Raw genomic sequence first — 22,717 nt, 5'->3', positions numbered from 1 at the left:
ATGTCAACTATAATCATTGTACTGCTCGTCATTGTACTGATTGTAGCTATCGTTTTAAAAAAACGTGAAAGCAATCAAGCCAATACTGCACCTAAAAAAGGTGCAAGCAAAACGACAAAAAAAGCAGCGACACGATCTGCTTCACGAACCACGCTCGTACGTGAAGAACAAGAGCCAGCAGCACCTCCAACGACTACAGCAATTTCTGAAAGCTTACGTCAAAAACTTGAACAACAAATTCAAAGTGGTAACTTTCAGTCTGCCGAGGCACAAATCAATCAAGCTTTAAAACAAGACAATTCTCAACATGAATTATATTTGTTTTTACTGGATATTCATTTAAAGCAAAAAGATGATTTGGCGATTGATCAATTGATCAAACATATTCATGCCTTAAAACTGGAAGATATTGCACAAGCAGCAGAAGCGAAGCATCGTGAATACGAGCAGAATAAACAGCCTGATTCAATTGAATTTAATTTAGCATCACATAGTTTTCAGCAAACACCTACATCTGAGCCACAGCTTCAAAGCAATGCTGCTGACTTTGATGCACTGGTTCAAACACCAGCTGCACAATCATTTGATGACTTACAGTCAGAATATGCTGCACCGACAGAAGAAGCAAAGCCTGTAGAAGCTGCCCCTGAAGTTCAACCTTTAGACTTTAATTTCTCCTTTGAACAGAAGCCTGTTGATGAAGCCGTGCCAGCACAGTCTCCAGTTGAAACATCTGAGAGTAAAGAACAGCAGCCACTTGAGTTTTCGTTTAACTTAGAACCAACACCACCAAGCATTGAAGAAGCAAAAACTGAAGACCTAAAACCTGAGCTTGATTTTAACTTTACTTCTTTAGAGGTTGCATCTCAGCCCGTTGCAGAAAAAGCACCTGTAGAAGAAGCGGCACCTAGCTTAGATTTTAATTTTGAACCTACCGTAGAAAAAACTGAACAACCTGCACCACTTGAAACCACAACGTTTTCATTTGACATTGCAGAACCAGCTGCAGTTGACACACAACCTGAATTGATCACTCCTGCGGCAACACCTGCAGCAGCGATTACAGTTCATGACCCATTGGCCCAGTCTTTCCCAGACCTGCAACAACTTGATGAAGCACAGCTGAATTTAGAGCTTGCAGAGCAGTATATTGAACTGGGCGCCTATGATTCTGCACGTGAGTTGTTAAAAAACAATCAGGCATTCAATGCAGAACAACAACAACGTTCAGAAAATTTACTGAATAAAATAGCTTCCTGAATTTGATCAGTCTAATATAAGCAGTCTCTCAGGCTGCTTTTTTTATGATGAAAACAATCGCTTTAATTTATATGGGTGGGACGTTTGGTTGTATTGGTGAACCCTTGATACCAATGCCTGAACAGGATTTTTTACCTTTATTAGTGAAGGTGATTCCACCACATTTGCAGGTTGAATGTTTCGCTGCCCCTAGCATTAAAGACAGCAGCGCTTGTACCGCAAGTGATTGGTTGAAATTGGTACAACAAATCCAACAATTACAACTCAATGGCTTTCAGCATTTTGTCATTATTCATGGAACGGATACACTGAGTTATGCTGCGGCAACACTGGCACGTTTTTTAGGCCATTCTTGCCACGCCATCATTACGGGCAGCCAATACCCATTATTGAATATTGAAGGCAATGATACCCGCGAATTCACCGATGCAATCGGCAATCTGTATTTAGCACTGGAGCAAGTGCTTACCTTACCAAGTGGTGTTTATCTTACCTTCCATGAACAAGTCTTTCATGCACAAAGTACTTTAAAAGCCCATACCACTGAATTAGACGCCTTTGTTGGCATCAAAGCAGACCAGAGCTGTAACACTACAGCAGATGCTTTTATTGTCCAAAATGAACAGATTGAGCAAGCCGCTCAACTTAGTGTTTTGAATTTGATGTTACAGCCGATTGAGAAACAACAACTTATTGTGCAGTTAAAAAATCTTCTGCTTAACCCACCTCACTTTTTGGTTCTGCAAGGCTTTGGTACAGGCAATATTGCGGTGAATGATGAAATTCTAGCATTATTTGAACAGCTCTATCAGCAACGGTGCTTACCCATTATTAGTACACAAGTGACCTTTGGGCAACTTGATCAACGCTATGCGGTCAGCTCATGGATTCAATCTGCCAAAGTTTTAGTCAATGATTGCCATAGCCATGCCGATTTATATGCAAAAGTCTTGCAAATGTATTTAAAATATCCGACCCACGAACAATGGTTCGCGCATTGGCATCAACATTAATTCTGAGGTTAGAACATGCAACGTTATGCAATCGGTATTGAATTTTGCGGTACTCAATACCGTGGTTGGCAAACCCAACAGGCTGGCGTTATCACTGTTCAGGAAACCATAGAAAAAGTACTGAGTCGTATTGCCAATCAGCCGATTATGTTGCATGGCGCTGGACGAACGGATGCAGGTGTACATGCGACCAATATGGTGGCACATTTCGACACCGAAGCCATTCGCCCAGAACAAGGTTGGATTCGTGGTGCCAATAGTCAATTGCCCAAAGACATTTCAATCCAGTGGATTAAATGTATGGATGAAAATTTCCATGCGCGTTTTAAAGCGGTGGCTCGTCGTTATCGCTATGTGGTGTATAACGCCCCGACTCGCCCTGCCTTGTTATATAAACAGGTCACCCATCTTTATCAAAAGCTTGATGTGCAAAAGATGATTACTGCCGCTGCAAAATTCGAGGGTACGCATAATTTTGAGACTTTTCGTGCCGCAGCCTGTCAATCCAATCAACCTGTACGTCATGTAAAACACTGTCGCTTATTCGAACATGGCCGTTATCTGGTCTTAGATATTCAAGCGGATGGTTTCTTGCACCATATGGTACGCAATATCATGGGCTGCCTGCTTGAAATTGGGCAAGGCATGTATGAAATTGACCATATTGATACCATGTTTGCCGCAGAAGATCGCACCGCTGCGGGGATTACCGCCCCACCTGATGGTTTATATTTTATTCAGTCTTATTATCCAGATGAATTCGATTTACCACAGCTACCTTTAGGTCCACACTGGTTAAATTTAGCTGAATAACAAAAAAGCCTTATCACAATGATAAGGCTTTTTTACTTAGAAGCAATTAACGCTGTTTACGCTTGCGATATTCAACTGGCGTTTCATTGGTCCAACGCTTAAAGGCACGATAGAAGGTACTTGGTTCAGAGAAACCAGTTAAATAGACAATACGCTCGACACTTTCATTGGTATTCGCCAACAGCTTTTTGGCTAAACGACAACGATAATCTGAAAGAATTTGCTGGAAGCTGGTATTGGCTTCACTGAGTTGGGTTCTTAAACGCCGAGGAGTAATATTCAACTGTGCTGCCACCGTTTCCAAGGTCGTTTCACCACTTTCAAGGGTTGAACCAATGGCACGACGGACTTCCCCAACGAGGTCATAACGCGCAAGTTCTTGTAATTTTTCAATCGCCAATTGCTCATGCAATTGTAATAATTCAGGCTCTGCTTGCCATAAAGGATAATCCAGTACGGCCGCATCAAAATAAAGGCGGGTTTCTTTTTGCCCCAAGCTCACTGGGCAGCCATAGACTCTAAAGTATTCGTCATCAGCAGCGCCCTCATTGAAGTTAAAATCAATATAAATCGGGTGAAACTGACCTTCGGTAATAAATTTAAAGAAACGTAAAATGCCTGACATAGCACATTCAGAGAAATGACGGTTGACCAAATTATCTGGCCAATACTGTTCGCCATTGCTCAAGTAACAGCGACCATCTTCAATCACCAGTTTGGCATCGAAAGCATCACTGATCAGGCGTTGATAGGCCAAGGCACGTTTTAAGCCCTCACCAAAGGTTTCACTACTAATAAATAAATGTTCAATCACTTGCCCACGATAAAGTGGTAGATGTTCACCGAGATGAAGCCCGATATCAGGATCGTTACTCACATCCTGTGCAGCGATCCAGAACGCATTTTGTGCACTTAGCGGCGTTCTTGCATTGGTATCCACTTGATTTAATGCCACGCCGGCCTTTGTTAAAATCTCTTCAGTTGGTAATCCTGCTTTACGAATTGCCTGATAACCAAAGCGCAATACAACTGATGCATCTGTTAGCTGACCCACGCTGTGCCCTTCCCTGTAGATACGTTATTATGACAATGAACAACAATTTTAGATTAACGTTGATTGACCAAACTGACAACAATATTCTGCTTATTTTGTTAAAAAAAATCGCGAATTGTCTGACAGTTCCTTTCGGTTAATATCTGACAGCCTCTAACAGACTTGATCTTGTAAATTTTAAATAAATTGACTATAATTTGCGCCTTCCCAATTTGATCTCAGGTAGGCTATGGCCAATAAAGAGGAACTCATTGAGTTCGAAGGCGTTGTCACCGAAACGCTTCCTAATACGATGTTCCGTGTACGTTTAGAAAACGGTCACGAAGTTATTGCTCACATTTCTGGTAAAATGCGTAAACACTATATCCGTATTTTGACAGGTGACAGTGTTAAAGTTGAAATGACACCTTATGATTTAACTAAGGGTCGTATCACTTATCGTGCACGCTAAGTCAGATTAGTGAATGCAAAAAAGCCACATCATGTGGCTTTTTTTATTGCTGATACGAAAGTTTATTCACTAAGGCGTGTTGTTTTACAACCCACCGTCTGACATTCACGGATACGCTCTTGCAGCCAGTTATTGCGTTCTTGCGTTGCGTTCAATTGGCATTGCACATAAACCGTACTCTTGGAATCATCACTACATTCTGCATCACGATGGCGAATCCACGCCAGTTGTGATTTTTTTAAAATTTTTTGTTGTGTATCGCTCAGCTGTTTGCGTAATTGCTGATAGTTTTTATTTAAATCAGCATCTGCACTGGCAAAAATTTTATTGGTACAGTAGATATCATCATAAGTATTACGGGCATTTTCGCAGTTATCCGCATAGCTCAATGTCGCCATTGCCCCACAGATCAAGCCAAATATTATTTTGCGCATGAAGTTGTCCAAATCGCTTAATTATCATCATTATCTAAGCATATTTTGCTAGGCTTGAACATTGTCCAAAAGTAGACAAGATTGTATCTTTTTAGCAATTCACATAAATGCTCTCGACACTCCTGCACTTTTGCAATTGAATAAAAAAAGATCAAAAAGATAAAGGATGATCATAATGAAAAATTATAAGTACCTGTTGTTCTGTACGCTTCTCGGTTTACAAGCTTGTGCGACATCAAACCAGCCAAATATTAGCCTACCCGACTATCTAAAACCGTTTATTGGGCAATCTGCGCAGACCATCCAGCAACAGCTCGACTTAAAACCCTTAGGTTTCCAAACACTGGCCCAACCGGTTAAGCAAAATAATCAACTGATTTATACCGTGATTCGTCCTGTCCGTATCCCGATTCCGATTGCACAATCAACCGAACTTGGCGCTCAGAATATTCCAATTCAAACTGCTGGCAATGCAGGTAGTGCTTATGATCTGAACTTAAAATGCCATATTATTTTTGAGCTGGATCAACAACAAATTGCACAATCAATTCGTTATGAGGGTAAGGCCTGCTGATTTATCAAATAAAAAACGCAGCTCATGCTGCGTTTTTTATAGACTTCAAGGCTTAGTTTAATGCTACAACTACAGCCTCACCCATCGCATCTGTACCGACCTTGTTCATGCCTTCCGACATAATATCGGCAGTACGTAAACCTTGGTCTAACACCTGACCGACCGCATCTTCAATTGCTTTCGCAGCTGCTTCTTCACGGAAGGTATAGCGCAACATCATTGCTACTGAAAGCACTGTTGCCAATGGATTGGCAATATTCTGACCTGCAATATCTGGCGCTGAACCATGACATGGTTCATACATACCTTTGCCATTCTCATCTAAAGAGGCAGATGGCAACATACCAATTGAACCCGTCAACATCGCTGCTTCGTCAGAGAGGATATCACCGAACAAATTACCTGTGACAATCACATCAAATTGCTTAGGTGCGCGGACCAACTGCATTGCTGCGTTATCTACATACATATGCGACAACTGAATATTTGAATACTGTGCTTGCTGCAAGTCAGTGACGGTTTGTTTCCACAATTCCGTTACTTCAAGTACGTTGGCTTTATCCACCGAACAGACCTTGCCACCACGCAATCCAGCCAACTCAAAAGCCACTTTGGCGATGCGTTTGATTTCACTTTCTGAATAGACGTCAGTGTTATACCCCTGCTTTTCACCATTTTCGAGTTCACGAATACCACGTGGCTGACCAAAATAGATCCCACCCGTTAACTCACGAACAATCAGAATATCAAGACCAGCAACGATTTCAGGCTTTAAGCTAGACGCATCCGCCAATTGTGGATACAAAATCGCAGGACGTAAGTTGGCGAATAAATTGAGTTCACTTCGAATTTTTAACAAGCCGCGTTCAGGGCGAATTGAACGCTCAATGCTATCCCACTTCGGACCACCGACTGCACCTAATAAAATTGCATCGGCTTTTTTCGCCTGTTCACTGGTCACTGTTGGGTACGGTTCGCCATGCGCATCAATTGCAGAACCACCAAGCAAACCATGTTCCCATGTCAAACCTAAATTAAATTTATCATTGACCTTGGTTAAAACCTTTTCAGCAGCTGCTACGATTTCAGGACCAATGCCATCACCCGCTAAAATTAAAATATGCTTCGACATTTATTTTTCCAATTTTCCTATGTGCAGCGATAACACTGCGAGCCTATTAAACCTTTTTCTCAACAAACTCACCAAGACCTGTACTGACGTCAAATGGACGACAGAAACGGCGAATGGTGTGTTGCTCTTGCTGTAAATCTACACACAATGGATCAGGTACAGAAACATTAAGTAAACTGCCTGAACGACGTGTTCGGTCTCGGTACATTTTAAAGGTATAGCGCACATGCGGTTTAAATGCATGAATCACATGGAAAGTTTCGGAACGATCAGGAGAAATCGGATAAAAACGAATGACGACTTCATATTGCTTGGCTGGCACACTTAAATAGACCTGCTGTTTGCGGCTAAATACTGAACCATGTAAGCGTACAATGCCGCGTTCCATTGCCTGTTGGCTAATCCGATGAGTTTTTGCATCAATGACCGCAATGTCACCAATTCGTTCAAACTCACAATTCTCAACACCTGAACAATATAAAGTTGTGTTGTCCGCCTTACTTTCCAATGTGTTCTGTGCAATACGAACCTGATCCACCACATTGGGTGCATTTTGACACGCAGTCAAAGTCATCGTAGCGCCTAGACACAGTAAAATACTGCGAGCGAGTCTTCTTTTCATTATTCAAGCCCAGTCCTCATGTCTTGTTAACATGTAAGCAAAATATTATCCGCTAGCATGTTAACAAGAGTTCAATCTCTGCGCTATGCCTATGTTAAAAATGTCTAAAACCCAATCTGGTTTCTTGCACCCAAACTTATGCTCGGATGTCTTGAAACACCCAAGGACGCGCTTGTTTCGCCTTAGCTTCAAAAGCACGAATATCATCGGCCACTTGTAAAGTTAAGCCAATATCATCCAAACCATTCAACAAGCAATGTTTACGGAATGGGTCAATTTCAAATTTAAATGCTTCACCTGCGGGCGTACGTACTTCCTGAGCTTCTAAATCAATCGTAAGTTGATAACCCTCATTCTCAGCACACTCCTTGAACAATTGATCCACAATCTGTTCAGATAAAATCACAGGTAACATGCCATTTTTAAAGCAGTTATTAAAGAAGATATCAGCAAAACTTGGTGCAATGACGGTACGAAATCCATATTCATTTAATGCCCATGGCGCATGCTCACGGCTTGAACCACAACCAAAGTTAGTCCGTGCCAATAAGATAGTTGAACCTTGATAGCGCGGTTGATTTAACACGAAGTCAGGATTCTTTGGGCGCTTACTAATGTCTTGACCTAAGAAGCCTTCATCTAAATAGCGTAACTCATCAAATAAGTTATCGCCGAATCCCGTACGTTTAATCGATTTCAAAAACTGTTTTGGAATAATTAAATCGGTATCGACATTGGCACGGTCTAAAGGTGCAACAACACCTTGCTCTACAGTGTATTTTTCCATGATATTGCTCCCTTAGAATGAACGAACGTCAACAAAATGGCCTGCAATTGCCGCTGCCGCTGCCATCGCTGGGCTTACTAAATGCGTCCGCCCACCATTGCCCTGACGACCTTCAAAGTTACGATTCGAGGTTGAAGCACAATGTTCACCGGGTTGTAACTTGTCAGCATTCATAGCCAAACACATTGAACAGCCTGGTTCACGCCATTCAAAACCTGCCGCCAAGAAAATTTGATCTAAACCTTCTTGTTCGGCTTGCTGTTTCACCAAACCAGAACCCGGCACAATCATTGCTTGCTTAATACTTGAAGCAACTGTACGCCCCTTCACGACATCTGCAGCAGCTCGGATATCTTCAATACGTGAGTTAGTACATGAGCCAATGAAAACACGATCTAACTGAATATCAGCCAAAGCTTGACCAGCAGTTAAGCCCATATATTGATAAGCACGGGTCCAGTCATTGCGTTGTACATCATCTTTGGCTTGTTCTAAAGTTGGTACTGCCTGTGAAACAGGAATCACCATTTCTGGAGAAGTTCCCCAAGATACTTGAGGCTCAATCTCTGCACCATTCAATACCACCACCGCATCAAATACGGCATCTTCATCCGAATGCAAGGTATCCCAGTATGCGACTGCTTGATCCCACTGCTCACCTTTTGGTGCATAGTTGCGGTCTTTCACATAGGCAATGGTTTTGTCATCAACAGCAACCATACCAACTCGAGCACCCGCTTCGATCGCCATATTACATACGGTCATACGACCTTCGATTGACATATCGCGGAACACTTGCCCGCCAAACTCAATGGCATAGCCTGTACCACCCGCAGTCCCAATTTTACCGATAATGGCTAACACGACATCTTTAGAAGTCACGCCTTTACCTAATACACCATCAACACGAACCAACATGTTTTTCGACTTCTTCTGTACCAAGCATTGTGTAGCCAATACATGTTCCACTTCCGACGTTCCGATACCATGTGCCAAACAGCCAAAAGCACCATGTGTTGCGGTATGCGAATCACCACAGACCACGGTCATGCCCGGCAAAGTTAAACCTTGTTCTGGGCCAACCACATGGGCAATCCCTTGACGGATATCATTAATCCCAAACTCAACGATATTAAAGGTTTTACAGTTGTCATCTAAGGTTTGTACTTGAATTCGAGAGGTATCATCTTCAATCCCTGCAATGCCCTGTTCACGCTCTTTTTTAGAAGTTGGCACGTTATGGTCAGGTGTTGCAACGTTAGCACTTAAACGCCAAGGTTGGCGATCGGCAAGCTGTAAGCCTTCAAACGCTTGAGGACTGGTCACTTCATGTAATAGATGGCGATCAATATAAATTAAGCTCGAACCATCATCGCGTTGTTTTACTAAATGGTCATCCCATAATTTGTCATATAAGGTCTTGCCTGCCATGTCGTCGCCCTCCATCGTGCTTGCCATTGGTCTGGGTATTTTTCATCTTGAATTGATTATAGCAATCGCTTCACATAAATCTAATTTATCATTTTTATAAATTAACAAACTTTTAGGAATGATAAATTTAAATTTTATATCTTGATCATCTCATTAAATTAAAAAAATTTAAATCATCTTAGCTGAGCACATTTCATACGCACTCTGGCTTTGAGCAGCTGATGTTAAATCAATCACCTCACGATTTATAAATCCAATCGTCCTGAATTGAAATTTCCTTTTTACATTTTAAATGATAATGATTATTATTTAATTAAATAGAGATTTTGTAGGGTGAAACAGATGTCAAATATTCAACAATTTGTCATGAACAATAGTCGGACTTTGAAAAAAACCTTGAGTTATTACATCATGCATATTAGTGTTGCGATGATCGTTGCTTACCTGATTACAGGCAATTGGCTCATGGCAGCTACCTTAAGTTTAATTGAACCAACGGTACAAGCCTTTGCTTTTTTCTTTCATGAAAAAGTATGGAATTATTTCTAATTCAAAAATACTGCTTATAAAACTAATTTTAAAATCTCCTTGGACAAGCTTGTATGAACCTCGCTGCTTTTGAAGCATTTGTAAAAGTGATGGAAACTGGTTCAATTTCCATCGCAGCAGAACAATTATTTATTACCCAACCCGCAGTCACCAAACGGATTCATAGCTTAGAAGACTATTTTGGGGTCAAACTATTTGAATCTGCGGGTCGGGGCATTCAGCCCACCCATGCAGCACATTCTCTATTGCCTAAAGTTCGTACTTGGCTAAATGAATTAGGGGAAATTCACCATACCTTAAGTCATGAACAAGCTCAGGTCCAAGGTCGTTTAAAAATAGGGACCAGTCATCATATTGGCTTACACCATTTAGCTGAACCCCTTAAGAACTTTGTACAACACTATCCTCAAGTCACCTTGGATGTGCATTTTGTCGATTCAGAACAAGCCCATGAACAAGTTTTGGCAGGTGAATTGGAACTGGCATTTTTAACCTTACCACCGGTTGGGGATGATCGTCTCAATTACGTGACCATTTGGAATGACCCTTTAGTCTTCGTGGCTGCTCCCTTCCACCCCTTGGCTCAACAGACACAGCTTAAATTGGAAGACTTGATTGCCTATCCAAGCCTATTACCAGCAGCACAAACTTATACCAGCCAAATTACCCTTTCAGAGTTTGAGAAAAATAACTTAAAACCAAAAATCACCATGAGCAATAATCCACTTGAGTCAATCAGAATGCTGGTGTCAATTGGTTTAGGTTGGTCTGTGTTACCAAAAACCTTGGTGAATCAAGATTTAAAACAACTTGATTTAAAACTAGATATGCAGCGTCAACTGGGTATGGTTTGGCATCCCGCACGAATCCAATCCAAAGCGGCTGAAGAACTGATTCGAATGATGCATGTAGGCTAGTGGTATCTGTTAATCTCCACCGCCCCCACCACAGCTGCTGCAACTACTACAGCTATTGCTGCTACTTCCACAACTCGAAGAGGATGACGAAGACTGAGCTTGCAAATATTGCGCATAATCCTTGGTCATCAATTCTAAATTAAAATACTGCCCTTCCTGCCAATTTAAGACCTGATCAATGGCAAATAGTCTCGGTAACAACGTGGTATTTCTTGGCTGAAAAGCATGCAACGTACAATTCATTCGCTATGCTTCAAACAATTGTTTGGTTTGCTGTTGAGACGGAGTCGTTGCATCATAGGGGCTATGCTGTAACTGCCGACCGAGTATCTGTTCACATAAGTCTTGATACTGCTTTGGGAACTCCAACATCACATGCCATAACGAATCCACTGCATGCGAAGGCATGGCATAGGCCTGTTTTTGCATGACATGCAATGCCAAATAATCCTTAAATCCAGCTTCGATCAATTGCCGTTGTTTTAGACCCAGTTCAGGATAATAGAATCTGAATTTGTTCCAAAAAATCGGATCGAATTTAAATTGCTCAATCTTTTGTAGTTTTTTAGATTTGGAACGCGCAATCAAAGCCAGATTCAGCACGATCAACGTCCAAAGTAAAGGTAAGATCACCCAAGCAGTAAAAAGCTGTTGCTGCCAACTGTACATTAAGATCAAGACGAACAGCGGAGCGCGATCCATCGCATTTTAATCATGGGTTGTTGTCGTTTTAATTGCAGTAATGCATCGATTGAAATAGAAGTCTGCGCTTCCTGATTTATTTTTATTTTCATAAAGTGATCTTAAAAATAAATGATGACATTAATATGACAAAAAACCTCCCTGCTGGGAGGTTTAATCAAGATTATTTAATCTGCAATAAATGGCGAATTTGCTGAGCCATCTGCTGAACATCCAAGAGGTGGTGTGGAATCGTCATCGACAATAATTGATCTGAGCGGTGACGGCGATCAACCTCAAGCATGACATGGGTTTGGTGCGGTTCAGCCACAAAAGACACTTCCACCTCATTAAAACCACTGAATAAACGCGAAGAGACAAATTCAAGTTCTTGGTAGCAACCAATGGTCGATCTAAAGTTATGCGCAGTCAGTTGGCCTTTTTCCACATCCACGCTGGATAATACAAATCCGCATTGCTGCATGGCTTGTAAAAACATGTGCATGGCAGGTGTTGGCAGAACGCTTAAATAATCACGATCCGTTGCGTCCACACCCCAATCCACATCCAGACGGGTATTGATCCAAACCCGTGTTCCATTACGGCGGCAAGAAACTTCGGTGATTGGGGTTTCATGCGGTATTTCCATGGTGAAAGGAACATTGTGCGATTGATTTGCCGGCAATGAAAAATTAGAACTGATTAACCATTGATCCAACACCAAAGGCTGATTAAATTCATGATCGCCCGATTCCACCTCCGCCATGGTCATTAATTGCAGATAGAGGCCTTTAATTTCTTTATCGGTTGAGCCACCTTTAAAGTTAATCTCGCCACGTAACGTCTCGCCCGCTTGTAAGGTTGAATTAAACAAACGGGTTTCAAGCGTGACACCTTGCAGGCCCAAACCTGACATAATTTTGCTAAACATTTGTGTTTTTTCTCTCAAATCATCACTATTTTATGTCTGTACTCACAGACCTATTATTAAAGGGCGTCATCGCCAGCGAGCTGAATCTGACCATCGCTTACCGCGTTCATGAATTGCTGGTAGTCATTTAAATTACGCTCAGCTGACTGAGTCGCATAATTCTGTAAAACCCCAACGATCGTACTGCCTTCACCTAAATATCCCATCAACACATCGGCATTACCTGCTTTGGCATGCGCATGGGCTAAAGCAAGGCCGCAACTTTCTGCATATTCATAGAAATATTCATCATCCATATCACTAAGATCGACCGAGATTTTCATATCTCGTAACTGACGAACATGAAAATCTTGTTTCAAGCTGGAAAAACCCAAGAAAATATCACTGGCCGCTTGCATCAATTGCTGACCATGAATCACCCGCTCGCCTTCATGCTCAACCTTATTTTTAAACAGTGGACTGAGAATTGAAGGATTGGCTTCCTTCATTTGTAAGATCAGCGGTTCACGGTCTGCATCTTCAAATAAGGCAATTGCTGAACGGGTTCCAACACTGCCGACCCCGACCACTTTGAGTGCCACATCGGTCCGCTGATAACGATCAAACAATACCTGTCGGTCATATTTCAATGAATTACGATAGCGTTGAAAAAATTCATCGACCTGCTCAGCAAAGGGTTCATCCGCTTTGGGGTGCCATAGCAAAGGAGCATCATCAATAAAATGTCTAAACCCGGTTGCATCATCTTGTTGGGTCAACTTGGGTAATACCGAATGTGCATTGCGCTTTTGAGCTGAATCCAAATGCTTGGCGCGTTTCTTTCTGAGTTTTCGGCATTCTGTATTTTCTAATAAAGTGGTGGCATCAACCTTTTCATACCAAACTTGCAATGGGGATAAGGCCATATTTTCTAGCAAGTGTTTGCGATAGCTGTTCAGCATGGTTTTAATGGCTTTTAAGCCGCTGCGCTCTCCCAAGCCAATGTCTTTGGCCGCAATCACAAAACTGGTCACTAGACGTTTTAAATCCCACTCAAATGGCGCAACCAAGGTTTCATCAAAGTCATTGATGCCAAATAACAGGTTACGTTCAGGACTGGCAAAACCGCCAAAGTTGCTTAAATGGCAATCGCCACAAATTTGCTGAAACAGGCCTGAATTGTGTTGTTCCCATGCTTGATCAAACAGCATCAGTGCGGGCATACCACGATAGAACGTAAACGGCGAGACACTCATCCGCTTGGCACGAATCGGCTGTAATTGTGCTAGGCGTCCTTGATTGCTCCAATCATAAAGCGTTAACGCCGTGGTGCCTTTGGGACGTACTGAAAGTTGAGCTAAGTTTTCACGTGGAACTTTTTTTCGTTGTGTCTTGCCTAATTGAAAGCCTTCGCTTTTGCTCAATAACTTGCCTTGATAGCTATGTCGTGTGAGATCAATACTCTCTGCGGTCCAAAGTTGTTTTGGTAATTTGATTTGTTGTTTTGTCATAACACCCCCTATAAATCCAGTAGTGTTATAGCAATAATTTGAATGAATCGGATAATGATTTTTTTAATTTTTTAGCGTGATTAAAGCACTGCCAAATATTCCATTTCATCAGGACAGATTTGGCAGCAAATCAAAACTTTAAATCGACCAGTCTTGAATGTCCCAAGCTTGCTGTTGCGCTAGCTTTTCTAAACGATCGTCTGGATTGACCGCAATCGCATGGGTGGCATATTCAAGCAAGAAACGATCATTAATTGAATCAGAATACGCCCATGACTCGGTCACTGATCGGCCAGCCAACCACTGATCCAGACGCGTGAGCTTGCCTTTTTGATAACACGGAATCCCTGTCACCTTGCCTGTATATTGACCATCAATTACTTCTGCATTGGTGGCAATAATCTCGGTAATGCCGAATTCACGGAAAATTGGTGCGGTAATAAAATCACTGGTCGCAGTAATTCCAACCAGCTCATGCCCCAGTGCTTGATGTCTTTTAATCGCCTCGAAGCCTTTAGGTCGCATCTGCGGACGGATGACTTTCTGCATAAACAACTGATGTAACTCAGTTAAATAGGCATTGTCGTGTTTGGTCAGGAATTCGAATACAAATTCATTATAAGCAATCGGGTCAAGTTGCCCTGCTTTATAGTCTTCGTAGAATTTGTCATTCATTTGACGATGATGAACTGGATCGACTAAACCTTCATTGACTAAAAATTCACCCCAAGAGTGATCAGAGTCAGTATTTAACAGGGTGTGATCTAAATCAAACAAAGCCAATTGCATAGAATTTCTCGTTTAAACTGAAAATTAAGAAAAAAAATGTAAATCTATCACCGCTAGTCGATAGAAATTCGTTAAGATCATAGCAATTTTTAAACATTTTACTTTGACCTTTTTCGAGTTGGACAAAAGAGTGACTGTCCCCGAGATCAAAGTCAACGATATAGACAAAATTTAGGTAGCCAAATGATCGACTCAGAAGGTTTCCGACCCAACGTCGGGATCATTTTGGCAAACGATGACGGACAAGTTTTATGGGCAAAACGCATTGGTCACAATGCTTGGCAATTTCCACAAGGAGGGATCCAATTTGGTGAAACCCCTGAACAGGCACTTTTTCGTGAACTGAGAGAAGAAGTCGGTTTATTGCCCGAACACGTCCAAATTATAGCGCAAACAAAAGGTTGGCTGCGTTATCGTTTGCCACATCGGTACATTCGGTCAGATTCAGATCCGGTATGTATTGGACAAAAGCAGAAATGGTTTTTACTGAAGTTAACGGCCTCGCCGCATCATATTCAGTTAAACCTATCAGACCCACCCGAATTCGATGAATGGCAATGGGTGAGTTACTGGTACCCATTGGGTCAAGTGGTCAACTTCAAACGTGATGTTTACCGTAAAGCTATGATGGAATTATGTTTACAACTACCTCAGCGCTAATTGTCATGAAATCATCATTTTAAGCAATGATTTTTGGCAACAGAGCTGTTATAACTAGGCCTATAACGATTCAATAAATTGGAGTAAACATCCATGTCAAACATGCAACTCGACACGCTTAGACGCATTGTGCAAGAAATTAATGCGTCCGTCAGTTTGCATGATTCCTTGGACATTATGGTCAATCATGTGGCCGATGCCATGCATGTGGATGTCTGTTCAATTTATTTATTGGACGAGCGTAATCGTCGCTACGTATTGATGGCCTCTAAAGGATTAAAACCCGAGGCGGTTGGCACGGTATCACTCAGTGTTGGTGAAGGTTTGGTTGGCTTGGTCGGTCAACGTGAAGAAATCGTCAACCTCGACAATGCCCCTAAACATGAGCGCTTTGCCTATTTACCTGAAACAGGTGAAGAGCTGTTTAACTCCTTCCTTGGCGTTCCAGTGATGTATCGCCGCAAGGTAATGGGAGTGCTGGTTGTTCAAAATAAAGAATCACAAGATTTTAGTGAAGCGGCCGAATCCTTTTTAGTGACCTTGTGCGCACAGCTTTCTGGTGTGATCGCTCATGCACATGCGGTGGGCAACATTGATGTATTCCGTAAACCCAGCAATGGACCCAGCTATAAAACCTTCCAAGGGGTGTCGGGCGCAGGTGGTGTGGCCTTAGGTCGTGCCATCGTGTTGTACCCTCCTGCTGACCTTGCTGCGATTCCAGATCGTGAAGCCGAAGACATCAGTGACGAATTAGAATTACTCGATCAAGCCATTGCAGCAGTACGTTTAGAGATTCAATCCCTAGATGAAAAAATGCAAGATTCACTCATGTCGGAAGAACGTGCCTTATTTAGCGTGTTTTTACGTATGTTAGATGAAAATGCACTACCGAGTGAAATTAAAGACCATATTCGTGCTGGCAGTTGGGCACAGGGTGCGGTACGCAAAGTCATCGACAAACATGTCGCGTTATTTGCACAAATGGAAGATGACTACCTGCGTGAACGTGTTTCTGATCTGAAAGATCTTGGGCGCCGAATCTTGGCTTGCTTGCAAGAAAACGATACTAGTCATCGTGAACTCAGTCCGGACAGCATTTTGATTGGCGAAGAGATCAGCACCGCAGCCTTGGTGGAATTGCCCGTGGATAATATTGCGGCGATTGTCACTTCTGAGGGTGCGGCCAACTCACATATGGTGATTGTTGCACGCGCCTTGGGCATTCCAACTGTGGTGGGGGTAACCGAGTTACCAATCACCACACTGGATGATATCGAAATGATTGTGGATGCCTATCAAGGTCGTGTTTTCGTCAATCCACCGCGTCGTCTACGTCAACGTTATAAAGAAGTACAAAAAGAAGAAGAGCAAATCGCCAAAGATTTGAAGCAATACGAAACCAAAGATGCAATTACCCCAGATGGCGTGTCGATTCCTCTATTCGTCAATACTGGACTAATGATTGACGTGGTTCGCGGTGTACAACGTGGTGCCAAAGGTGTTGGCTTATATCGCAGTGAAATTCCATTCATGTTACGTGAGCGCTTCCCTGGCGAAGAAGAACAACGTGCCATCTATCGCCAACAATTGAGTCATTTTGCCAACAAGCCTGTGATTATGCGTACCCTCGATATTGGTGCGGACAAGGACTTACCGTATTTCAGTATTGAGGAAGAAAATTCAGCATTGGGTTGGCGTGGCATACGCTTTACCCTTGATCATCCTGAAATTTTCTCTGCGCAAATTCGTGCCATGCTGAAAGCCAGTATTGGTCTAAATAATTTGCATATCTTGTTGCCAATGGTGACCAGTGTCAGTGAAGTGGAAGAAGTACTGTATCTGTTAGAACGTGACTGGATTGCGGTACAAGAAGAAGAGCAAGTTAAAATCACCAAACCTAAAATCGGGATTATGGTTGAAGTACCAAGTGTACTTTTACAGATTGATGAATTTGCCGAACTGGTTGATTTCTTCTCGGTAGGCTCAAACGATTTAACCCAATATTTACTGGCAGTCGATCGGAATAACCCGCATGTGGCCAACGTCTATTCGCATTTCCATCCATCGGTACTACGTGCACTAAAACGTTTGGTTCAAGACTGTCATATCCATCAGAAACCGGTCAGCGTCTGCGGTGAAATGGCGGGCGATCCATTGTCTGCAATTTTATTAATGGCAATGGGTTTTAACACCCTTTCGATGAGTTCAAGCAATATTCTCAGAGTACGCAAAGCGATTTGTCATGTCCCAATGACTGATGCTAAGAAACTGTTGGATGATGTTCTACAAATGAACAACCCACTGGTGATTAAAAGTTGGCTTGAACATTATTTCAAGACCCACGGTCTTGCCGATATGGTCAAATCCAATCGTATGCTCAATGTCTAAACGAGACATTTCCATATAAGACCAAACATAAAAAAGGGCGATACTTTCAACAAGATCGCCCTTTTTCAATACATATGCTTATTTTGCTGAACGCAGGTAAATCTGTTGTTTTCCGCCATTCAACGTCACGTTCGGAAATTTACGATCATAATCAATCACAATCGCATCTTTGCCAGTTAAATTCTTGGCATCCGATTCCCAAGTCACATAGTATTTGATTTTAGCATCATCCCGAACTGAGGGCTGAATAAGCTTACGGTGATCTGCAGGCACAGTAAAATCAACCGCAAATGGGACCTGAGAGATTTGAACTTTTTTCTGTTGAATCAAAGTCGCTGGGACATCCGCGATCTGACTATCTACTGCATATAAGCTTACTGTACCCTGTTGTTGCGTGACCGCATAATTTCCTTGCCCAACAAACTCAACCTTCAAGGAATTTGCTTTAGTCTCATCTTTTTGTGGCATGGAAGTACAACCTGCTAAAACAGTTAAAGACAACCCGAAACTCAATGCTAACTTTTTCATTTTTTTAATCTCTTCAAAGATAAGCACAAAATAACATAGCAAACGTAAAAATCTTAAGGGTTTACATATTTACTACTGAGCATCTGCTTTTAGATAACAAGAAAAGTATGCTGAATAAATTCAGTCGTTTTAACTGTACTCACTGAGTAAATTAATCAATTTTAAGATACATCAAAAACCATGAGAGAAATCAATTTAGGACTTTTTACATAACTCCAACAGGTAAAATAGGCCCTTTTATAAAAGAACTGATGTCTTTCTCACTTTCCAAAACAAACACTAGATTCAATTTTAACTAAAACCCAGTAAAGCAGTAAGTCTTTATTTTTTCGTTATCTTTTATCTTTTTTTAACAAATCTAACATTCAAAAAAGTACAGTTCATGTTTAAGATTTAGACAGCTTCAATCGAATAAAGCATTTATGACATCAACTTTAATCCATTGGAAAAAAAGCTTTCATCAACCTAGAGTAAAAATACAAAGGATGTGAACTTGATCATTATAAATCGCACTTAGGCATCCGAAGTTTCGATACCCAATTTGCGCATGAGACAGTTAAACATTCATATCTTTGAACGGTCAAACAGTTGAGGTGACCTCACTCACGGGTCATCTTGATGGAGATAGAACATGAGCCAAGACGATAAAAAATGTCCTTATAGCCACTTAACTACTGACTTCGGCGCACCTGTCGTCGACAACCAAAATAGTATGACCGCAGGTGCTAGAGGACCATTATTAGCCCAAGATTTATGGCTGAATGAAAAACTTGCCAACTTTGTCCGTGAAGTGATTCCTGAGCGCCGTATGCATGCCAAAGGTTCAGGTGCATTTGGTACATTCACCGTAACCCATGATATTACTCAATATACCCGCGCTAAAATTTTTAGCGAAATCGGTAAAAAAACTGAAATGTTTGCTCGCTTTACCACAGTTGCAGGTGAACGTGGTGCAGCAGATGCGGAACGAGATATCCGTGGTTTTGCTTTAAAATTTTATACTGAAGAAGGTAACTGGGACATGGTCGGGAACAATACCCCTGTGTTCTTCTTACGTGATCCACGTAAATTCCCAGATTTAAACAAAGCGGTAAAACGCGACCCTAAAACCAATATGCGTAGTGCAACCAATAACTGGGATTTCTGGACATTACTTCCAGAAGCATTACACCAAGTGACGATCGTGATGTCTGATCGCGGTATTCCTTCAAGCTACCGCCATATGCATGGTTTTAGTAGCCATACCTATAGCTTCATTAATGCCGCCAATGAGCGTTTCTGGGTGAAATTCCACTTTAGAACTCAACAAGGGATTAAAAACTTAACCGATGCAGAAGCTGGCGAATTGGTGGGTCAAGATCGCGAAAGTCATCAACGTGATTTATTCGATGCGATTGAACGTAAAGATTATCCAAAATGGACGCTTTTTGTACAAATCATGCCTGAACAAGATGCCGAGAAAGTTCCATATCACCCATTTGACTTAACCAAAGTTTGGCCTCACGGCGACTATCCATTAATTGAAGTCGGTGAATTCGAACTAAATCGTAATTCAGAAAACTTCTTCTTAGATGTAGAACAATCTGCTTTTGCACCAAGTAACTTGGTACCTGGTATTAGTGTTTCACCAGACCGTATGTTACAAGCGCGTTTGTTTAACTACGCGGATGCTCAACGCTACCGTCTTGGTGTGAATTATCAACAAATTCCAGTCAATGCCGCACGTTGCCCTGTACATAGTAACCACCGTGATGGTCAAGGCCGTATCGACGCCAACTATGGTGGCTTACCACATTATGAGCCAAACAGCTTCGGTCAATGGCAAGAGCAGCCTCAATACAAAGAGCCTCCACTGAAAATTAATGGTGATGCTGATTTCTGGGATTATCGTGAAGATGACAATGATTATTTCAGTCAGCCACGTGCATTGTTTGAATTGATGACACCTGAACAACAACAAGCACTGTTTGGTAATACTGCACGTGCGATGGGTGATGCTTTAGACTTCATCAAATATCGCCACATCCGTAACTGCTATGCTTGTCATCCAGCTTATGGTGAAGGTGTTGCTGCAGCACTAGGACTTACTGTTGCAGATGCTCAGGCAGCACGTGAAACCGATCCAGCCCGTCATTTACCAAGCTTCCTATAAGCTTTGAAATGCTAAAACAAAAGTCATCCTCGGATGGCTTTTTTTATGGAATTGGGTGACAATTTATTCAAAACAACATCAGAAAAAAAACCATGCCAAAACCATTACAGCAGCTGATTCAAGACCATAACATCATCTTGTTTGATGGCGTGTGTGTGCTGTGTTCAGCATGGGCAAATTTCATGATCAAGCATGATCAACACTGCCAATTCAAACTAGTTTCAGTGCAATCCAATATCGGACAGCAACTCCTCATCTATTGCCATCTGCCTACCGATCATTTTGAAACAATGGTCTTACTGGAAAATGGTCAATGTTACACCGAATCGACCGCCTTTCTACGCATCGTTCAACGTCTAGACTCCCCTTACGCCAGTTTAAAATATGCGCGTATTATCCCTAAACTAATACGTAATTTTGCTTATCGTCATATTGCGCTCAATCGATATCACCTATTTGGTAAAACCGAACAATGCTATCGCGTCACACCTGAAACTCAGCAGCATTTTCTATTGGATGAGGTCTTAACATGAATAGTCAGAACCAGACCATTCAACAGATCTTAAGGTTTTGTCAGTTAATTATTGCAGTGCTCTGGATTTATCAGGGACTGATTCCCAAGTTAATTTTTCAGGTACAAGATGAGCAATATGTTTGGCAACAACTCAATATTGCAGCCCCCTATATTCCGTGGATGATTTCACTGTCGGGCATTGCCGAGATCATTTTTGGTAGTCTATTTTTATTTTTAACTCACAAGTATTTACATTGGCTCAGCATTATCAGCCTGATTGGGTTATTTATTTTCGTTTTATATATTTATCCCAATCATATCTATCAAGCCTTTAATCCTGTGGTCATGAATATTGCTCTTGCGAGCCTTTCTGTGATTTCACTGTGGTGTATCAAAACATTCCAAAATGCTAAGCACGAATAAAGTGCCCTTCACGAATACAATAAAACGGATTGACCAATTTTGAAGAGGATTTCATGGCTTGCTGCAGTTCATGTTCAGGGGCATCACGATCTTCGTCCGTCAGCTGAAAGGTTCGATAATGAATCGCCAAAGAACGGTGGGCATGCAAATCTAAATGAGCATGAAATGCATCTTGTGGATTCATATGCACATAGCGCATCAGCATGCGTGGTTCATAAGCACCTATCGGCAATAACGCCACCCGCGCATCGCCATAACGCTCATGGATCTGTTTAAAGTGCGTGGAATAGCCCGTATCCCCAGCAAAGAAACAATGGCCTGTTTTAGCAAGCAAGGAAAAACCGCCCCACAATGCTCTATTTTGATCACGCACTCCACGCCCAGAAGTATGCTGTGCAGGTGTATAAGCGATCTTCAACTCATCATGAAATGGAATCTCCTGCCACCAATCCATTTCAATCACATGTAAGTGCTTAGGCAGATAATAACCATTGCCCAAGCCCGTATAAATTGGCATTTCAAATTTCTGATGTAACCATTCTAAAGTCGCCAGATCCATATGATCATAATGATTGTGGCTCAATAACACGCCATGAATGGTTGGAAGATGTTCTAAGGCAATGCCAGCAGGACAAACACGTTGTGGACCATTGCCCTGTTTCGGACTGACATATTCACACCAAACTGGATCGGTTAAAAAGTTATAAGGGCCGATTTGAATGAGAACTGTTGCATGACCGACAAACCAGATTTGCCAATCATTGAGATCTGCATGCGGGCGGTTCTGCGGAAGTTCCAACATATGATTCCGCATATTCCATTCATGCGAACGATCTACCGTCCACGTCGATGATTTACGGGTCGCCAGCCATTTGAGCAAACCTTTACGATCAAATGGTGTTAAGGGTTTCTGTAAATTATAAAAACGGTCAATGCCACAATGGTCAGAAGCCTCATGTGGAAAAGGAGGTTTCCCCCAAGTATGGCTCAAGCAAGATTGTGTCGGCAATTGGTAGGTTAATGTCGGCTTATCTTTCATGTACGTCTTCTTTGGTGGAATCTCATCGCATGAGGTGAATGGTTTGGTATACCGTTTAGGTCATGGACTATTTTTTAATGCGATA

The 22,717-nt window shown here is 41.9% G+C and carries 23 protein-coding genes and 1 pseudogene; 12 read left to right on the top strand and 12 right to left on the bottom strand.

Features of this window, described 5'->3' with window-relative positions; all coding sequences use genetic code 11:
• From WA352_RS09085 to truA, 3 genes are read left to right on the top strand one after another with little or no spacing between them, the layout of a single operon-like run.
• The gene (locus WA352_RS09085) at nt 1–1,260 is read left to right on the top strand and encodes a hypothetical protein (protein ID WP_005315191.1); all 1,260 of its coding nucleotides are present in this window, start codon (nt 1–3) and stop codon (nt 1,258–1,260) included.
• Between the two features lie 44 nt (nt 1,261–1,304).
• Nucleotides 1,305–2,273 (top strand): asparaginase domain-containing protein, encoded by a 969-nt coding sequence (locus tag WA352_RS09080; protein ID WP_005315189.1) that lies wholly within the window; start codon nt 1,305–1,307, stop codon nt 2,271–2,273.
• A 15-nt stretch (nt 2,274–2,288) separates the two neighbouring features.
• Complete coding sequence (truA, locus tag WA352_RS09075; protein ID WP_005315187.1) at nt 2,289–3,086, top strand: tRNA pseudouridine(38-40) synthase TruA; 798 nt, start codon at nt 2,289–2,291, stop codon at nt 3,084–3,086.
• Between the two features lie 46 nt (nt 3,087–3,132).
• On the opposite strand, the gene WA352_RS09070 is transcribed toward truA, so the two are convergent.
• Nucleotides 3,133–4,140 (bottom strand): AraC family transcriptional regulator, encoded by a 1,008-nt coding sequence (locus WA352_RS09070; protein WP_004656037.1) that lies wholly within the window; start codon nt 4,138–4,140, stop codon nt 3,133–3,135.
• 229 nt (nt 4,141–4,369) lie between these two features.
• Here WA352_RS09070 and infA point away from each other — a divergent pair, with 229 nt between their 5' ends.
• Nucleotides 4,370–4,591, top strand: a complete 222-nt coding sequence (infA, locus tag WA352_RS09065; RefSeq protein WP_001284370.1) for a translation initiation factor IF-1 — start codon at nt 4,370–4,372, stop codon at nt 4,589–4,591.
• Nucleotides 4,592–4,653: 62 nt separating this feature from the next.
• On the opposite strand, the gene WA352_RS09060 is transcribed toward infA, so the two are convergent.
• Nucleotides 4,654–5,025: a lysozyme inhibitor LprI family protein gene (locus tag WA352_RS09060; protein WP_004656039.1), complete on the bottom strand. Its 372-nt coding sequence runs from the start codon at nt 5,023–5,025 to the stop codon at nt 4,654–4,656.
• A 175-nt stretch (nt 5,026–5,200) separates the two neighbouring features.
• Between WA352_RS09060 and WA352_RS09055 the strand changes: the two genes are divergently transcribed.
• Nucleotides 5,201–5,599, top strand: coding sequence for a hypothetical protein (locus WA352_RS09055; RefSeq protein ID WP_004802495.1), 399 nt, complete (start codon nt 5,201–5,203; stop codon nt 5,597–5,599).
• 52 nt (nt 5,600–5,651) lie between these two features.
• Here the strand turns inward: WA352_RS09055 and leuB are convergent, their stop codons facing one another.
• From leuB to leuC, 4 genes are all read right to left on the bottom strand, one after another.
• The gene (gene leuB / locus WA352_RS09050; RefSeq protein ID WP_005315175.1) at nt 5,652–6,731 is read right to left on the bottom strand and encodes a 3-isopropylmalate dehydrogenase; all 1,080 of its coding nucleotides are present in this window, start codon (nt 6,729–6,731) and stop codon (nt 5,652–5,654) included.
• Between the two features lie 46 nt (nt 6,732–6,777).
• Nucleotides 6,778–7,353 carry a hypothetical protein gene (locus WA352_RS09045; protein ID WP_032859189.1) on the bottom strand — a complete coding sequence of 192 codons (576 nt, stop codon included), beginning with the start codon at nt 7,351–7,353 and terminating at the stop codon, nt 6,778–6,780.
• 136 nt (nt 7,354–7,489) lie between these two features.
• Nucleotides 7,490–8,140: a 3-isopropylmalate dehydratase small subunit gene (gene leuD, locus WA352_RS09040; protein WP_005315172.1), complete on the bottom strand. Its 651-nt coding sequence runs from the start codon at nt 8,138–8,140 to the stop codon at nt 7,490–7,492.
• Between the two features lie 12 nt (nt 8,141–8,152).
• Entirely contained in the window at nt 8,153–9,571 is a 1,419-nt protein-coding gene (leuC, locus tag WA352_RS09035; protein WP_005315166.1) for a 3-isopropylmalate dehydratase large subunit, read from the bottom strand.
• Between the two features lie 342 nt (nt 9,572–9,913).
• Between leuC and WA352_RS09030 the strand changes: the two genes are divergently transcribed.
• Nucleotides 9,914–10,120 carry a DUF2061 domain-containing protein gene (locus WA352_RS09030; protein WP_004656050.1) on the top strand — a complete coding sequence of 69 codons (207 nt, stop codon included), beginning with the start codon at nt 9,914–9,916 and terminating at the stop codon, nt 10,118–10,120.
• A gap of 53 nt (nt 10,121–10,173) precedes the next feature.
• Nucleotides 10,174–11,037 carry a LysR family transcriptional regulator gene (locus WA352_RS09025; protein WP_004802484.1) on the top strand — a complete coding sequence of 288 codons (864 nt, stop codon included), beginning with the start codon at nt 10,174–10,176 and terminating at the stop codon, nt 11,035–11,037.
• A gap of 9 nt (nt 11,038–11,046) precedes the next feature.
• On the opposite strand, the pseudogene WA352_RS09020 reads toward WA352_RS09025, so the two are convergent.
• From WA352_RS09020 to WA352_RS09005, 4 genes and pseudogenes are all read right to left on the bottom strand, one after another.
• Nucleotides 11,047–11,831: pseudogene (locus tag WA352_RS09020) on the bottom strand (hypothetical protein).
• A gap of 71 nt (nt 11,832–11,902) precedes the next feature.
• Nucleotides 11,903–12,649 (bottom strand): sporulation protein, encoded by a 747-nt coding sequence (locus WA352_RS09015; RefSeq protein ID WP_005315160.1) that lies wholly within the window; start codon nt 12,647–12,649, stop codon nt 11,903–11,905.
• Nucleotides 12,650–12,705: 56 nt separating this feature from the next.
• Nucleotides 12,706–14,139, bottom strand: a complete 1,434-nt coding sequence (locus WA352_RS09010; protein ID WP_225761783.1) for a DUF2252 domain-containing protein — start codon at nt 14,137–14,139, stop codon at nt 12,706–12,708.
• A 138-nt stretch (nt 14,140–14,277) separates the two neighbouring features.
• Nucleotides 14,278–14,928 carry an HAD family hydrolase gene (locus WA352_RS09005; RefSeq protein WP_005315155.1) on the bottom strand — a complete coding sequence of 217 codons (651 nt, stop codon included), beginning with the start codon at nt 14,926–14,928 and terminating at the stop codon, nt 14,278–14,280.
• A gap of 183 nt (nt 14,929–15,111) precedes the next feature.
• On the opposite strand from WA352_RS09005, the gene WA352_RS09000 reads away from it, so the two are divergent.
• The gene (locus WA352_RS09000) at nt 15,112–15,588 is read left to right on the top strand and encodes an RNA pyrophosphohydrolase (RefSeq protein WP_004656060.1); all 477 of its coding nucleotides are present in this window, start codon (nt 15,112–15,114) and stop codon (nt 15,586–15,588) included.
• Between the two features lie 93 nt (nt 15,589–15,681).
• A complete protein-coding gene (gene ptsP, locus WA352_RS08995; RefSeq protein ID WP_005200346.1) occupies nt 15,682–17,976 on the top strand; it encodes a phosphoenolpyruvate--protein phosphotransferase in 2,295 nt (764 codons plus the stop codon).
• Nucleotides 17,977–18,054: 78 nt separating this feature from the next.
• On the opposite strand, the gene WA352_RS08990 is transcribed toward ptsP, so the two are convergent.
• The gene (locus tag WA352_RS08990; protein ID WP_005200349.1) at nt 18,055–18,504 is read right to left on the bottom strand and encodes a hypothetical protein; all 450 of its coding nucleotides are present in this window, start codon (nt 18,502–18,504) and stop codon (nt 18,055–18,057) included.
• Nucleotides 18,505–19,135: 631 nt separating this feature from the next.
• Here WA352_RS08990 and WA352_RS08985 point away from each other — a divergent pair.
• From WA352_RS08985 to WA352_RS08975, 3 genes are all read left to right on the top strand, one after another.
• Nucleotides 19,136–20,656, top strand: a complete 1,521-nt coding sequence (locus WA352_RS08985; RefSeq protein WP_005192148.1) for a catalase — start codon at nt 19,136–19,138, stop codon at nt 20,654–20,656.
• 92 nt (nt 20,657–20,748) lie between these two features.
• Nucleotides 20,749–21,189, top strand: coding sequence for a thiol-disulfide oxidoreductase DCC family protein (locus WA352_RS08980; RefSeq protein ID WP_005315150.1), 441 nt, complete (start codon nt 20,749–20,751; stop codon nt 21,187–21,189).
• Nucleotides 21,186–21,593: a DoxX-like family protein gene (locus tag WA352_RS08975; RefSeq protein WP_005315140.1), complete on the top strand. Its 408-nt coding sequence runs from the start codon at nt 21,186–21,188 to the stop codon at nt 21,591–21,593. Before WA352_RS08980 ends, WA352_RS08975 begins: the two co-directional genes overlap by 4 nt.
• On the opposite strand, the gene WA352_RS08970 is transcribed toward WA352_RS08975, so the two are convergent.
• Nucleotides 21,580–22,632: an MBL fold metallo-hydrolase gene (locus tag WA352_RS08970; protein WP_005315137.1), complete on the bottom strand. Its 1,053-nt coding sequence runs from the start codon at nt 22,630–22,632 to the stop codon at nt 21,580–21,582. The two genes, WA352_RS08975 and WA352_RS08970, sit on opposite strands and share 14 nt — an antisense overlap.
• Nucleotides 22,633–22,717 lie beyond the last annotated feature (85 nt).

Origin of the sequence: Acinetobacter sp. 102 (assembly GCF_037028485.1) — a bacterium.
Classification (GTDB): domain Bacteria; phylum Pseudomonadota; class Gammaproteobacteria; order Pseudomonadales; family Moraxellaceae; genus Acinetobacter; species Acinetobacter higginsii.
Note: the sequence above shows the minus strand (reverse complement) of the source record. Positions and strands in the feature narration are given on the sequence as shown.